Source organism: Alteromonas sp. KUL49 (genome assembly GCF_006538345.1).
Classification (GTDB): Bacteria; Pseudomonadota; Gammaproteobacteria; order Enterobacterales; family Alteromonadaceae; genus Alteromonas.
Genome location: NZ_BJKL01000001.1, coordinates 266,173 through 280,167 on the forward strand (window position 1 = coordinate 266,173; position 13,995 = coordinate 280,167).

Sequence of the window (13,995 nt, forward strand, 5' to 3'; positions counted from 1 at the left end):
TTTGTGGTTGATTTTGTTGTGAAGAGAGTTGCTAGTTATATCTCACTGGGTTTTGTAGCTGGAATAGGCTGTGTATCATGTGTATCCCAACCTCAAGAGAACGAGTGGATTGCACTCTTCGACGGAGAATCTCTCGATGGATGGGTGCCGAAGTTTGCAGGGTATCCCCTAGGTACGAACTACAAAAATACATTTCGTGTAGAAGATGGCTATCTAGCAACAAACTATGACCAGTACGACGCGTTTAACTTTGAGTTTGGGCATCTCTACTACGAGCAACCTTTCTCACATTATCGCTTACGGGCAACATACCGATTCCAAGAGCAACAGTTGCCTGGGTATCGCAATGCGTGGAAAAACAATGGATTTATGATTCTAGCGCAGCCACCAGAATCTATGGGCCTCGAACAACGATTTCCAGCCAGTATTGAAGTGCAACTCTTGGGGGCGAATGAAGACACGGAATCTCGTCCTACCGCGAATATTTGTACGCCAAATTCCCACGTTGTTATCGACGGCGAACTCATCACCAAACACTGTATAAAGTCGACCTCGCAAACCTACCGCGGTGACCAATGGGTTGATGTAGAGATAGAAGTCCGAGGTGATGAGGTAATCAAGCACTGGATAAATGGCGAGTTAGTCATGGAATATAGCGCCCCTCAGCTGGATGAAAAATCACAAGAACTTGCTCCTTATTACGGAGGCAGTGCAATGCGTTCGGGTTATATAGCTATTCAGGCGGAAAATAGTTACGTGCAGTTCAAATCTATTGAGCTGAAGGTCATTCAATAACTAATTTATCGAGCATGATTTTGCATCTACGACTAAATCTGAGTTTTCTGATGAGTAACCGTTTGTGGTTGATATTGGTAGTTGCCGGCTTTTTTAATGAGGTGCAGGCGGCTGAAAATACAGAACATCTTTTCGAGCCAACACTGAGTCAGTTTGAGAACATTTATGACCACGGCAGCGCCGAATTTGAGGACGGAGTGGTTTATCTGCAATCCACCAAAAACTGGTTCTTCACAACAAAAAAACGCTACAAGGATTTTGTACTCACTCTCGATGTGAAAATGCCAGATGTAGAAGAGTTCAGTAATTCTGGCGTGATTTTTAGAGGACAAATTGTTGATGACCTCGATGTTAGCTATGTCATTGGCTATCAAGCAGAGGTAGACCCTAGTGATCGACGTTGGACAGGTGGTCTTTTCGATCAAGGGCGTCGCAAGTGGTTATACCCACTCCACCCTGAGAGAAGTCATAGGGACGACGATTTTAAAACCAGTTTTTTGCCACCTTGGGGAGATTCTCAGGGGACTGCATACAAGCATCTCGAGTGGAATCAAATCCGCATCGAATGTTTGGGCGCTGATATAAAAATATATGTAAATGGTGTGCTAACGACTCATGTTCGCGATACGAGAGACAGTGAGGGGGTCATTGGTATTCAGCATCACGGAAGTAAGCAGTTAGTTACGTCGGGTGTCACCGACAATATTGTGATGTTTCGAAATTTGACGATTACCGAGTGGTAAAGGCTAAAGCGATGGATAAGTACGATGTAATTGTAGTGGGCTCTGGTATTACCGGAGGATGGGCAGCAAAAGAGTTTTGTGAAAAGGGCTTCAAGACATTGGTGATTGAACGGGGTCGTCACATTACTCATCGAGGCCCTGAGTATACTGACATGCAGGCGCCATGGCAGATCGACAACCGCAACCTAGTGCCCGAGCGTATCGCCGAAGAAGGGCGATACGGCAATATCATCAATAAAGGTTTCTTTAAGCCAGCCACTCAGCAGTTTTTTGCTGATGAAAGTGAGCATCCTATTTCTTATCCCGAAGACAAGCCCTTTCGGTGGGTTCGTAGCTATCAACTCGGAGGACGCTCTGTTACCTGGGGCAGACAAGTACTTCGCTGGGGACCAAAAGACTTCGAGGCTAACGCCAAAGATGGTCATGGTGTACCTTGGCCCATTGGGTATGATGACTTAGCGCCTTGGTATGATCGCGTAGAATCTTTTATTGGTGTGTCGGCGAACAAAGATGGATTAGACGTGCTTCCCGATGGCGTATTCCAGAAACCGTGGGAAATGAGCTGTGCTGAACGATTTATTTCAGACAATTTAAAGAAAAAATATACCGATAGACATCTAATTATCGGACGTGCAGCGAATATCACTGAACCAACACCCGAACAACAATCATTAGGAAGAACTCAATGTCAGGCTCGTTCCTACTGTAAACGAGGGTGCTCTTTTGGGGGGTATTTCAGTTCTTTGTCTGCAACCCTACCTGCGGCAGAGCGCACGGGTAATCTGACTGTGGTGACTGACGCTATCGTCGAAACTGTTGACTATGACGAGACAACGGGTAGAGCGAGTGGTGTGACGGTTATCGATGCTCACAGCAAAGAGAAACGTCAGTATAAAGCCCGAGTGGTTTTCTGTGTGCCTTGGCATTGGGCTCAGTACAAATCCTACTTAACTCCAAGTCTGCAACTTTTCCCAATGGTCTGGCGAATAGCAGTGGTGCTGTGGGTCACTACATCATGGACCACTTTACGGGCGTTATTGCGAATGCCGAAGTCCCCGGATTTGAAGATACTCACGCTATCGGTCGACGTCCTATTGCTACTTATATTCCCAATTACCGCCATGAGCAAAAAGACGATGCCGATTTTATTCGTGGTTTTGGCTACCAAGCTACTGCGCAGCATAGATCGAACACGGGCACAGCAGCAAATAAAGTAGGGATTGGTGCTGATGTCAAAGCAGCGAGCAAGCAACCTGGGCCATGGCGCTTTCTCACTCTGATGTACGGAGAAATGCTACCGTACTGGGAAAATCAAGCGTCTCTACATCCGACCAAAAAGGACCAATGGGGTATTCCACTACTCCATGTTGACGCAGAGATTAAAGAGAACGAGCGAAAAATGATCAAGCAGGCAGCCATTGATGCTGAGGAAATCCTCGAAGCAGGAGGATGCGTTGATATCAAACTAGATGTAACGCCTGAAGACGGTCACATTCAAATTGGTGATCGCATTCATGAAATGGGGGGCGCGTGTATGGGTAGTGACCCTAAAACCTCAGTACTCAATAAATGGGCGCAGGCCCATGACGTGGATAACTTGTTTGTTACTGATGGTGCGTGTATGTCTTCTTGTGCAACACAAAACCCGAGTTTGACCTATATGGCCATTACTGCGCGCTCGGCCAATTACGCTGCGCAACTACTAACCGAAGGTAAGCTGTAAGCTAATCCATTGAAATAGGAGAGCATATTATGCTTCACACACAAATAACTCGCCGAGTATTTATTGGTGCGACGGCGTACGTAGTGACTGCGCCCTTGCTTGCCTCGGTTCTCGACGTCAGCAATGGATTGAGAAAAGTCACAGAAAACGGACAATTTTTTAGTGCGCAAGAAATGACGGCATTGGTTGATATTGCAGAAATCATGATTCCAGAAACGGATACGCCGGGGGCGACTTCCGCACACGTGATACCTGTACTGGACGCCATGATGCTAACGTGGGCGGTGGAAAAGACTCGAACTCAATTCAGAACTATCATAAAGCAAGTTGAGTCTGTGGCTAAAGATACATTTTCTGCGTCTTATACCTCGTTGTCGAAAGGGGATAGATTGTCATTAATCAGTGCATTAGATGAGCGTGCATTTGCTAATAAAGCGACTGCGTTGTCAGAGAACTATCGTAAATTGAAAAAATTGGTGTTTCATTTGTACTACACATCGGAAGAGGCTAACCCCAATTTTATGCTCGTGCCGGGTGCATACCGAGGATGTGTTACTCAAGCTGACATCGATAGGTTTAATGCTCAAAGACGGGTTGACTATTTATAGTCAACCCTAACACTTCAAGATTAAAGCCTGCCTGCTTTGATTTGTTTGTCGGCGTAATCTACTGCACGAGCAGCAAGCGCCATATAGGTCAGGCTGGGGTTTTGTGTGCCTGCACTGGTCATGCAAGCGCCGTCAGTCACAAATACATTGTCAACATCGTGTAGCTGATTCCACTTGTTGAGTACTGACGTTTTAGGGTCATTACCCATTCGCGCGGTACCCATTTCGTGGATACAAGCACCGATGGTAAATTCGTTATTTCGCGCGCGAATGTCGGTACAACCAACAGCTTCTAGCATTTCAACTGCTGCTTTTACACTGTGTTCCCGCATTTTAAGCTCATTTTCACGTAATTTTGCATCAAATACTATGATGGGCATGCCATGCTTATCACGTTTATCAAAGTTCAAATACATGCGATTTTCGTGATACGGAAGAATTTCGCCAAAGCACTCCATGTTGATACGCCACTTGCCGGGTTTAAAAATAGCGTCCTTAAGTTCTGTACCAATGACTCCCGCTGGCGTGTTACGTACGCGAGAGGCGCCACCTTGATAGCTGAAGTTTCGCACGTAGTCACTTTGTTTTGTTTCTTCGTTTATATTGGTAAATGGTGGTATGAAGAACCCTTTGGGTTTGCGACCGAGGTAGTATTCGTTATCGTAACCTTCAAGTATGCCAGACGCACCCATACCATAGTGATGGTCCATGAGGTTATGTCCCAACTCACCACTACTGTTACCTAAGCCATTAGGGAAGCGCTCTGAACGGCTATTTAGAAGAATAGCTGTGGTTCCAACTGTGCTCGCATTACAAAAGATGACGCGAGAGTGATATTCGGAGATTTCACCGGTATTGGCATCTTTGACACGGACACCAGAGGCTTTTTCCGTTGCACTATCGTAGATGATCTCCATCACAATCATGTCTGATACTACTGTTAAGTTGCCTGTCTCTTGGGCCACTGGCAATGTGGCAGACTGAGTACTAAAAAATGCGCCAAACGGACAGCCTCGCTTACAGCGATTCCGTGCCATACAAGGGCCTCGAGTTCCCTTGTGAACCTCTGGATTATATTCGCTCAAGTTCGCAGTACGACAGGGTGTTACAACGCGGTTTGGGTATTTTTCTCGCACCGCCTCTCGCAATGTTTGTTCAACATGGTTGAGTGGGAATGGTGCGATAAATTGACCGTCGGGTGCTTGCTCAAGACCTTCGGCTTGACCTGCAATACCTACGAAGGTCTCTACGTAGTCATACCAAGGCTCAATATCAGCGTAGCGGATGGGCCAATCTATCGCTATACCCTCTTTCTTATTGGCTTCAAAATCAATATCACTCCACCGGGGGCAATGTCGTCCCCAGTTCACTGAACGCCCACCTAGATGATGTCCGCGGATCCAAGCAAACGGCGCGTCTTCGTCGTAGGGGTACTCATCATCTCGATTCATGAAGTGCTTGACTTCTTCTTTAGCCCACCAGGTTAGGCGGCTTTGTTTGAAGTAGCGCTCTTTCTTTTCCTTTTCGCTAATTTGCCCTTGGTTTGGCATATCCCAAGTGTCGAGAAACGCCGTTGGGTAGTCACCGTGGTTTACCATACGACCACGCTCGATCATGACCGTTTTGTAACCCTTTTTACACAGCTCCATGGCGGCATATCCGCCTGAAATTCCAGAGCCTATTACTATTGCATCAAATGAATTCGTCATGTTTACTCCGCCCATGCTTTACCGCCTACATCGGACACTGATATACGTGGCACATACCTGCCAGGAATAGGCAGGTAATTTAAGTGATTTTCTGCGATTACTTCGTTGGCCAAGTAGTAAGAAAGAGTTTGCTGTTTCACATCAATGTACGCTTTATAGACGTCGCTGGGGGTTTTCTGTTGTTCTAATGTAATGAGCAGCTGCTTCTTCTCATCACCAGAAAGTGAGCTAAACCCTTGAGCGTCTAAATATGCTCTGAAGGCCGCATAATTGTTTGCAAAGCGCTGTTGGTAATTGTCATCAAACACGTTGTGAAACATACCGTCCATAACCATGTGCACGCCAACGTCGGTGGCTGATGGTGTATCGGTCTTTGGCAGGATAGTATCCATAATACTCGCGATGTGTGACAAGGTATCCGATGAGAAGTGTTGCCTAGATGTGGGCACACCTGTGATTGTCGTTGGGGTGTTAAGAAGGTTTGCTGCGGATAAAGGTGAGCATATTGCAGCACCTGTCATAGCGGCGACATACTTCAAAATACTACGTCTTTCCATTGTGGCTCTCTTATTAGTCTCGTCGAACGTTAATGAAGGTGTTGCGCTCGGCGACTTCCTCGCTACGCGCGGCTTCGTAATACGCAATGTATTCGTCTACCTTTTGGCTCAATTCATTGACAATAGATGCGTATGCAGGGTCGTTAGCTAGATTACGCGCCTCTTGAGGATCGTTTTCGAGGTCATAAAGTTGCTCGTAATCGTGTTTATAAAAATCAACGTACTTCCATTTTTCAGTTCGCACTCCCACGGTAGGGGGAATCGATACTCGGCTCGGTTGATACATATGCTCGAAGAAAAAAACCATCGCGCCACTGCTGTTGTTGAACATTGTCCAATAGCGCGAATAAGCTTTCACCTTGGTAAGTTTTAGGCGGTGTAAGATTGGCAGCATCTACAATGGTAGAAGGGATATCTATGTTCAGTGCGATATCTGTGATTTCTCTTGGCTGCGTTTGTCTCGGGTCGTAGATAATGAGTGGTACCCGCAGGTCCTCGTCCCACCCAAACCATTTACCAGCCAGTTGACGTTCATTGAGGCTGTAGCCATTGTCACCCATATAAATAATGATGGTGTTTTCAGCCATACCTTGCTGCGCAAGAGACTCTCTGATCATTCCTACGGCTTTATCGACACTACTCACTGCTCGGTAATAACGCTTAATCATTCGCTGATATTTTTCTGGGGTGTCATATCGCCATGCCCAGCGTACCCGGCCCGCGGATGCTTTTAAAAAATCGGGCAGTGCGTTAAAGGTTTCATCATCAGATAACCGCGCTTGTGGAATCGTTACGTCGGTGTACATAGATTCGAATTCGGGTGGATAATGGTACTGATCCTCAATATCTATATCGTGTGCATGAGGGTTCCAAAAATTAACCGCCATTACCCATGGCTTTTCGTCATTACGTGAATCTTCAATAAAGTCTTTGGCAAGTTCGGCAATATAGTAAGTTTGCGGCAGTGTGCTGCCTTCATATTGTTCGGTTTTTGCTTGCAGTAGGGGTTTGAAAAAGTCGAATCGCTCGTTGTTGTCGCCCTGAATTTTTATCTCGTATTTACCAACAAAAGCGGTGCGATAGCCTGCGTTCTTCAATAGGTTCGGATACATGTTTGCCGACTCTTGAACACCCGTGGACGGTTGTTGAAAAGTAAAATCGTGAGTACGTTCGGTGAGGCCGCTTAAAATACTAACGCGGCTTGAGGCGCAAATAGGTGTAGTGACAAAAGCGTTGCGAAATACCGTTCCCTCGTTAGCTAGTGCATCAAGTTGAGGCGTTTTAACTATAGGATGGTACTTGCCTAGCATGTCCCAGCGATGATCATCGGCAAGGATAAACAATATGTTTGGACGGGATTTATCGTCATTAGTAATTGGCGATGTTTGCGTATTATTCTGCGCCAATACTTTTGTGGCCTGAACATCGTGGCCTTGAGGTACATAGTTAATGTCTTGGGTGAGCAGTAGCTTGTCTAGCTCGAATCCATCTTCACGCATAGACACCATTACTGTGTGTACACCCGCTGAGGGGACTTCAAGAATAATGGTATTCGGCACACCACAATGATTGTCTTTTACTCGCTGTGCTGACGACCATGTCCATTGCTTTTTCCCTTTACACAACTGAAGTCTTTGACCCGACGCAGGCCACCTACCGTTGATACCCACATGGAGACCGTTGTCTTCACTTCCAGTGCTGTAAGCTCGGGCCCATACGTAATAGGTACCGGGTTTTTCAAAGAACACTGGGTAATGAAGCACTGCCATTGCTCCTGCTTCGTTCGTAAAGTTTTCACCTCTTACAAGCGCATGGTCGTGGGTTTGTCGAGTGTCTGGCAATAGCTCAATGTATGCTCCGCCACTAGCGTCTTCCAGGTGAGGAGGATCCGCGTCCATGAGGTCTTGGATTGATTCAGTAGAGGGAAAAGTTATCCATGCGCGCTTATCGGAAAGATGTTGCGAAGCATAATCTTCAGCCTCGATGGCAAGGGTTGCTGTCGAGGTTGAAGGAGTATTGGTGCAAGAAAAAACGCCCAAAGTACATGCAACGAGAAAGGCGTTTTTTACGTATTTACTCACAACTACTGTCCCCATTTTGTCATTTCAGAGGCAGCAAGAAGTACAGCCCCTACACCGTATAATTGGGTATCATATTTGCTCACTGGATCAGGCGATTTTCCTACCTGCTGTACCCAGTTAACTCGTCCCGAAGGTTCTACAGCCCGCTCTATCGCGCTCCAGCCATTGAGTACCGACTGACGATATTTAGGTTCAGTTAAAATGCCATTGTTGACGCCCCACGCCAAACCAAACGTGATGAAGCCAGTACCACTCACCTCTGGCGTTTTTACCTTGTCAGGGTCTAGTAGCGATGCCGGCCAGTAACCATTGGCGTTTTGAATACGTTGTAATCCAGCTGCATTTTTCTTATACAGTTCAATATAGCGTGCTCTTGATGGGTGGTCTTGCGGGAGATCGTCGATAATTAACGGTAGTGCAGCAAACACCCAACCATTACCTCGGCTCCAAAATACGGGCTTGCCGTTGTCGCTGGTCTTTTCAAAATAGCGACTATCGCGGAAGAATAAGCCATATTCTTCTGAAAATAGATAATCTACCGTGGCCCAAAACTCACTATCTGCAAACGCAAAATAAGCAGGGTCTTGTGTGATGTTGCCCAATTTAAGCCAAGTTCTGGGAGCCATAAACAAGGCGTCTGACCAACACCACCTGTCCTGGCAAGGACTCTCATAGGCATGACGCTTTGGCAGCGATTCATCCATCTCTAAACTGACTGTTGAAGGATTTGCAAGAATCTCGTCAAACAGTGCTTGAGTAGGCTGATAAGTGTTGTGATCACCGGTTTGCTCAGCAAGCCACAAGTAGGTTTGTCCTATGGCATGATCGTCTGCGTGTTTTCCTCGAGATAATCGCAGAGCGTAGTTCTCGGCTTTTGCCATTTGTGCAATGTGCGCAAGTAGCGCTGGATCTTCCACAGTTTCAGTCCAGCGCGTCAGTCCGATGTAAAACGCCGCTTGGATCCAACCTTTAGGATTAGCACTGCCAATGCGATAGCGCTCTGCTAAATAATCGTAGTTATCTAAATGGTTGACTTGCCACTGACTTGCGCGACTACCGATATCGTGAGCAGATAGCTGGATGGCGCGAATACTCTCATTGTTAGCAGATACGGTTTGGCTGTTGCTGTGTTGTAATGCGGAATCGCTAACACATGCCGACAGTACAAAGGGGAGAAGCACAAGAAAACCGATGCGCTTGAAAACTAGATTCATAATGTGAAAACCATTTACTTATTTGTAACAACTGTATCTTATACAATAAAAGTCATATATAGTCACTATCAATCACGATTAATCATTTTATGTTTTTTAGTAAAGTACTGTTGCGTTCTAGTAAGGTGTAATAAAAGATGAAAATAAAGCGAGTGAGATTCAGCAAGCTTATTAGCTTGGTTGTGCTGTCTATGACGCTATTCGCCTGTACCACGGCTACCGAATCTGTCGATAATGTATTGCAGCCCAGTAATTTAAGGGTAGAAGATGTTGTATTCCCTCTCAATGTGCACAGTGAAACACCCAATTTATCGTGGCATGCCAACCTTGTTACTCAGTCACATTATCAGATCCAAGTGGCATCAAGTCTCGATCTTCTAGTGAGTGGTGCACCTGATCTGTGGGACAGCGGCAAGATTAAAGGCCAGCAATCACTTCATGTCCCTTATAGTGGTGAACCACTATTTTCTCGTGATACTGCGTATTGGCGTGTGCGAGTATGGAGCAGTGAAAATGCTACGCCCACACCGTGGAGTGATACTGGTGTCTGGGAAGTAGGTCTGGTCAATCACAGTGATTGGCAGGCAAAGTGGCTCCAAGTGGCATTGCCGGAGCAAGCGGTAACAACACCTGATGTTATGCAATGGATGCGTTACGCGGCTGACTTAGAAAATCCTAAACTGCCAGCTTCAAAAGTAGCCACACAAGAGCGTGTTTTAAAACAACTTGAAGCGAGCGCAACCGCGGGTTTATTCAGATATGAGTTTGATGTAAGCGCCTCAGCCACAATTGTAAAGGCGAGACTGCATAGTACAGCGGGTGGTTATTACGAGATCTTTATCAATGGTAGCAAAGTCGATGACCGAATTATGGACCCTGGGCAAACAGACTTTGACAAACGTATTTTGTATAACACCGATGATGTTGTGGAACTGGTGGAGACAGGGACTAACGTGATCGCGGTGCACTTAGGGAGTGGGTGGTATGACGAAGCCATCGCGTTTAGTAAATGGGATAATCCAGATGCTGCGCCAGGCTCTTCAAGTACCCGTTCGTTGTCATTCGGGCAGCCTACCTTTATTGCGCAACTAGAGCTCACCTATAGTGACGGGAGTACCCAAGTGGTTGCGACTAGTGATAAATGGTTAACCCACGCTTCGCCAGTGCTCAAAGAAGGGCTTTTCTCTGGTGAACTTTTTGATGCTAACCAGCAAATAGAAGGCTGGAACGACAACACTGATATTGACGTAAGTACTTGGGTTAATGCCAAAGCACTAGAACACTGGCCTACCCAGGTACTAGAGCCTCAGCGACTACCACCAATTACTGCGCAAGAGCAGTTAACCCCTGTTGAGATATTTCACCCTAAAGAAGGGGTATGGGTATATGACTTCGGGCAAAACTTTACTGGAGTTCCAACGCTCGATATCGCTAAGCTTGGCCTTGCACCTCAGCAAGCTGTGTTCTTAAGATACGGTGAGTGGGTTGATGCTTATGGCAATGTGAGCCTGAAATCAGGCGGTGGCGCACCCTTATTGAAGCAAGCTGACGGATATATAGCGTCAGATACTATTAATACCACGTGGACGCCGAGTTTTACGTGGCACGGCTTCCGATATGTGGAGGTAACTGGTCTATCAGAAGCGCCGCCACTTGATGCGATTTCAGCACATTTGGTGCGCAGCAATGTAGATACTGTGGGGCAGTTCGAAAGCTCTGATCCGTTAATCAACCGTATTCACGACACTGCTTTATGGGGTTATGAAAGCAACCTCATGGCACTGCCTATGGATTGTCCGATCAGAGAGCGAGCAGGCTGGACCGGAGATGCTCATGCGGCGCTAATTACCGGTAATTACAATTTTGATATGACGAACTTTTGGTCAAAGTACCTTGGCGATTTTAGAACTGCGGCCTTTATTGCACCAGCCGTTGTTCCCGGAAAGCGTACCCATGGACCCAATTTTGATTGGGCTGCGGCCGAAGTAATGATTGCATGGGAGCACTACCGTCATAACGGTGATATCCAACTACTTAAGCAGCAGTACGAGAGTATGTTGGAATACATGAATGCGGGCGAAGCAGAGCTAGAAAACAATTTACTTCGCAAAGGGTATGGCGATTGGTGCGATCCAGTAGTAACGCCGGGTACGCCTCGAGTGAATGGTCGTTGTAGCCCTCAGCATACAACGCCTACACAAACGAGTTCAGCTTTTTATGCCCATACCGCCAACCTCATGTCGAAGATAGCGAATGTACTGAACAAACCCAATGACGTTGAGCGGTTCTCGACACTATTTAACACCATAGCCAATCAATTCAATGTGGAGTTTTTTGATCAGCAGAGCAGCAGTTATGGTAGTCAAACAGCGAACGCGCTGGCGATTATGCTAGATATAGCACCAGACGAGATTAAGCCCAAAGTGGCTAAAGCGATTCATGATGATGTAGTTAATAACTGGCGCGGTCATGCTTCTGTGGGCGCACTGGGGCAAACTTACGTTTATCGCGCACTGAGTGACTACGGGTATGCAGACACAGCCTTCAACATTTTTAAAGCAGAAGGTTACCCCGGATATCAATATTTATTTGAAGAGTTGAATGCGACCACGCTGTGGGAACGCAAAGGTTTTTACGATCCTAAACAAGACCCCGATGGCACAATAGGTCCAGGCTTCTCGCTTAATCACCCATTTCATAGTGGTTACGACGGCTGGTTTTATGAAGGTTTAGGCGGTATTCGTCCCTTCGACGATACCGTAGGCTATCAGCAATTCCATTTAAAGCCTCAATTCGTAACGGGATTAGACTGGGTAAAAGTATCATATGAAACCGGATATGGTGTCATTGAAAGCCGTTGGCGTCGCGAAGCTGGAAAAGTCACATGGGAATTCACAATACCCAATAACACTCAAGGCTTTGTTGATGTAAACGGTAATGAACCAAAATGGTACACCGCAGGGCACTACACTCTCAGTATCTCGGAATAACGTTTCTGATATTGGAGAGGGAGTAATGGATCTTTTACAGCCGTCTTCGGCATGGATGCCGAAGCCGAGCCCCCATGGATGGGTTTACGGCGTGCAGTAAAAGACCCATAGCTCCCTCTCAACGCGGCCTAAACTGGTATTACCCTTGGCCAGTGATTGATTTGGAAGAGTTAAAACTACTCTAGATGAAACACTTTGTTGATAGGGGTTACTATCGGAGAGTTATCGTCGTTTGTTTCCATGATGTCGGCCATGAAGGCCCACCATTTTTTAACGATTGGGGTGAGTGGTAGATTGTCCATACCGTGATCGTCAGTGCGCTTTAGTACGGCAAATAACTTATTTGATGATGGCTCATGAAATATAGAGTAATCGGATACCCCTGCTTCTTTTAATGCAGTCACCAGTTCTGGCCATATCTCGTCATGACGTTTTTCGTATTCTGCTTCATAACCGGGCAGAAGTTGCATTACAAAAGCAATTTTTTCCATGGTTGTCGTCCAATATTTTGAGTCTAAAAAAGCCTGCGATTGGGCAGGCTATAGTTTTAATTTTATTGATGAAAATGTTGTAACTAGTTCATGCCATCTAGGTAAGACTGCCAAGCGCTATCTGTGGTTATCTCGCCAGCACCTTGCCATGCAAAGCCAGCCTTGTACGACAAGTGACCATTTTCATCGGTAGTAGTGAACATCCAAATGTGACTTTCGTCTTTTACGTCACTTGGCATATGTTCAATGCCTTCGACTAAGGCTGGCGATAACAATGCACCTGTACCCACACCTAGATCATCGATAGTTTCCCATGCTGATATACGGCCTGTGTCTTTATTGTAGGCAACGGTAGCTTTTTCATCATGTGTTGCCACACCAATCGCAATGGGTAGAGCAGCAGGCTCACCATCGAGTGTAAATACAGAGTCTACTTGGAAAAGCTGTGTACCAAGGGGTAAGGAAATAGTTTTCATTTCTTTAACGATACCCAGTGGTGTGTACCACTCGTACTGCAGTCTGAAAACAACTTTTTCGCCACCATTTTCGAGTACTTCATAGGTTTTATAGCTGTGTGCCGTATAGGGTTTCCCTTCCACCCAAATGGCAGTGCCACCGACGCCACGACTAATACCGGTGTGGTATGGGTCGTAACCTTCGCCGTGATCTTCATGATAAGAAACCCCTTCTGTATGGGCTTTGTACCACTTGTCGATAATTGAATAGTCTACTCGTTTAAACCATGCATCTACGCCACTTGAATGACCCTTTAACGGCGCCGCTGGACCATATACACGAAATGCCACCTTGTCGTTTTCCCACGCAAAGTCGTCTCTTCGTTCAGGGACAAACCTTCCGTACGCCATAACGCTTGGGATCGATGGTTCGGCACTCGCTGTTGTACTCATATCTTCGGTAGTTTGACATCCGGTGAGTAGTACACCTGAACCAAGAATGGCCGCTAATACTTTTTGCTTTAATTTCATGTTGTTAGTCATAGGGTTTCCCGTAATCTCAGCTCCACGAGCCGCATGCAATGATTCAAAACTATGTATTTGTGATTGATGTTGCATTATAGTGACTG

General features: G+C 46.2%; 13 protein-coding genes. 6 read left to right on the forward strand and 7 right to left on the reverse strand.

Annotation, left to right across the window (positions count from 1 at the left end):
* Positions 1-18: 18 nt before the first annotated feature.
* The 5 genes from EYS00_RS01205 to EYS00_RS01220 all read left to right on the forward strand — a co-directional run bounded on the left by EYS00_RS01205 (position 19) and on the right by EYS00_RS01220 (position 3,869).
* A complete protein-coding gene (locus EYS00_RS01205; protein ID WP_242618603.1) occupies positions 19-795 on the forward strand; it encodes a DUF1080 domain-containing protein in 777 nt (258 codons plus the stop codon).
* A 50-nt stretch (positions 796-845) separates the two neighbouring features.
* Complete coding sequence (locus EYS00_RS01210; RefSeq protein WP_130634753.1) at positions 846-1,538, forward strand: DUF1080 domain-containing protein; 693 nt, start codon at positions 846-848, stop codon at positions 1,536-1,538.
* 11 nt (positions 1,539-1,549) lie between these two features.
* Entirely contained in the window at positions 1,550-2,755 is a 1,206-nt protein-coding gene (locus EYS00_RS01215; RefSeq protein WP_242618604.1) for a GMC family oxidoreductase N-terminal domain-containing protein, read from the forward strand.
* A gap of 74 nt (positions 2,756-2,829) precedes the next feature.
* Positions 2,830-3,261: a GMC family oxidoreductase gene (locus EYS00_RS20750; RefSeq protein WP_242618605.1), complete on the forward strand. Its 432-nt coding sequence runs from the start codon at positions 2,830-2,832 to the stop codon at positions 3,259-3,261.
* Positions 3,262-3,290: 29 nt separating this feature from the next.
* The gene (locus tag EYS00_RS01220; RefSeq protein ID WP_130634754.1) at positions 3,291-3,869 is read left to right on the forward strand and encodes a gluconate 2-dehydrogenase subunit 3 family protein; all 579 of its coding nucleotides are present in this window, start codon (positions 3,291-3,293) and stop codon (positions 3,867-3,869) included.
* Positions 3,870-3,889: 20 nt separating this feature from the next.
* Here EYS00_RS01220 and EYS00_RS01225 read toward each other — a convergent pair whose 3' ends face one another.
* Genes EYS00_RS01225 through EYS00_RS01240 form a run of 5 tightly spaced genes read right to left on the reverse strand, consistent with a single transcriptional unit; the run spans position 3,890 to position 9,430 of the window.
* Positions 3,890-5,578 carry a GMC oxidoreductase gene (locus tag EYS00_RS01225; protein WP_207301671.1) on the reverse strand — a complete coding sequence of 563 codons (1,689 nt, stop codon included), beginning with the start codon at positions 5,576-5,578 and terminating at the stop codon, positions 3,890-3,892.
* A gap of 2 nt (positions 5,579-5,580) precedes the next feature.
* Positions 5,581-6,135 carry a gluconate 2-dehydrogenase subunit 3 family protein gene (locus tag EYS00_RS01230; protein ID WP_130634756.1) on the reverse strand — a complete coding sequence of 185 codons (555 nt, stop codon included), beginning with the start codon at positions 6,133-6,135 and terminating at the stop codon, positions 5,581-5,583.
* A gap of 13 nt (positions 6,136-6,148) precedes the next feature.
* The gene (locus EYS00_RS20755; RefSeq protein ID WP_181412785.1) at positions 6,149-6,379 is read right to left on the reverse strand and encodes a sulfatase/phosphatase domain-containing protein; all 231 of its coding nucleotides are present in this window, start codon (positions 6,377-6,379) and stop codon (positions 6,149-6,151) included.
* Complete coding sequence (locus EYS00_RS20645; RefSeq protein WP_242618606.1) at positions 6,369-8,216, reverse strand: sulfatase-like hydrolase/transferase; 1,848 nt, start codon at positions 8,214-8,216, stop codon at positions 6,369-6,371. Before EYS00_RS20645 ends, EYS00_RS20755 begins: the two co-directional genes overlap by 11 nt.
* A 2-nt stretch (positions 8,217-8,218) precedes the next feature.
* Positions 8,219-9,430, reverse strand: a complete 1,212-nt coding sequence (locus tag EYS00_RS01240; protein ID WP_130634757.1) for a glycoside hydrolase family 105 protein — start codon at positions 9,428-9,430, stop codon at positions 8,219-8,221.
* A gap of 137 nt (positions 9,431-9,567) precedes the next feature.
* Here EYS00_RS01240 and EYS00_RS01245 point away from each other — a divergent pair, with 137 nt between their 5' ends.
* The gene (locus tag EYS00_RS01245) at positions 9,568-12,420 is read left to right on the forward strand and encodes an alpha-L-rhamnosidase (RefSeq protein WP_165399277.1); all 2,853 of its coding nucleotides are present in this window, start codon (positions 9,568-9,570) and stop codon (positions 12,418-12,420) included.
* 176 nt (positions 12,421-12,596) lie between these two features.
* Here the strand turns inward: EYS00_RS01245 and rhaM are convergent, their stop codons facing one another.
* On the reverse strand, positions 12,597-12,911 hold the full coding sequence (gene rhaM / locus EYS00_RS01250) for an L-rhamnose mutarotase (protein ID WP_130634758.1): 315 nt from the start codon (positions 12,909-12,911) through the stop codon (positions 12,597-12,599).
* Between the two features lie 83 nt (positions 12,912-12,994).
* Entirely contained in the window at positions 12,995-13,909 is a 915-nt protein-coding gene (locus EYS00_RS01255; RefSeq protein ID WP_242618607.1) for a DUF4861 family protein, read from the reverse strand.
* Positions 13,910-13,995: the final 86 nt, after the last annotated feature.

Excerpts from the sequence above, each read along its gene's own strand:
- EYS00_RS01210 (WP_130634753.1), top strand. The coding sequence starts at position 846 with ATGAGTAACCGTTTGTGGTTGATATTGGTAGTTGCCGGCTTTTTTAAT.
- rhaM (WP_130634758.1), bottom strand. The coding sequence starts at position 12,911 with ATGGAAAAAATTGCTTTTGTAATGCAACTTCTGCCCGGTTATGAAGCA.
- EYS00_RS01230 (WP_130634756.1), bottom strand. The coding sequence starts at position 6,135 with ATGGAAAGACGTAGTATTTTGAAGTATGTCGCCGCTATGACAGGTGCT.
- EYS00_RS01220 (WP_130634754.1), top strand. The coding sequence starts at position 3,291 with ATGCTTCACACACAAATAACTCGCCGAGTATTTATTGGTGCGACGGCG.
- EYS00_RS01245 (WP_165399277.1), top strand. The coding sequence starts at position 9,568 with ATGAAAATAAAGCGAGTGAGATTCAGCAAGCTTATTAGCTTGGTTGTG.
- EYS00_RS01225 (WP_207301671.1), bottom strand. The coding sequence starts at position 5,578 with ATGACGAATTCATTTGATGCAATAGTAATAGGCTCTGGAATTTCAGGC.
- EYS00_RS01255 (WP_242618607.1), bottom strand. The coding sequence starts at position 13,909 with ATGACTAACAACATGAAATTAAAGCAAAAAGTATTAGCGGCCATTCTT.
- EYS00_RS01215 (WP_242618604.1), top strand. The coding sequence starts at position 1,550 with ATGGATAAGTACGATGTAATTGTAGTGGGCTCTGGTATTACCGGAGGA.
- EYS00_RS20750 (WP_242618605.1), top strand. The coding sequence starts at position 2,830 with ATGCTACCGTACTGGGAAAATCAAGCGTCTCTACATCCGACCAAAAAG.
- EYS00_RS01240 (WP_130634757.1), bottom strand. The coding sequence starts at position 9,430 with ATGAATCTAGTTTTCAAGCGCATCGGTTTTCTTGTGCTTCTCCCCTTT.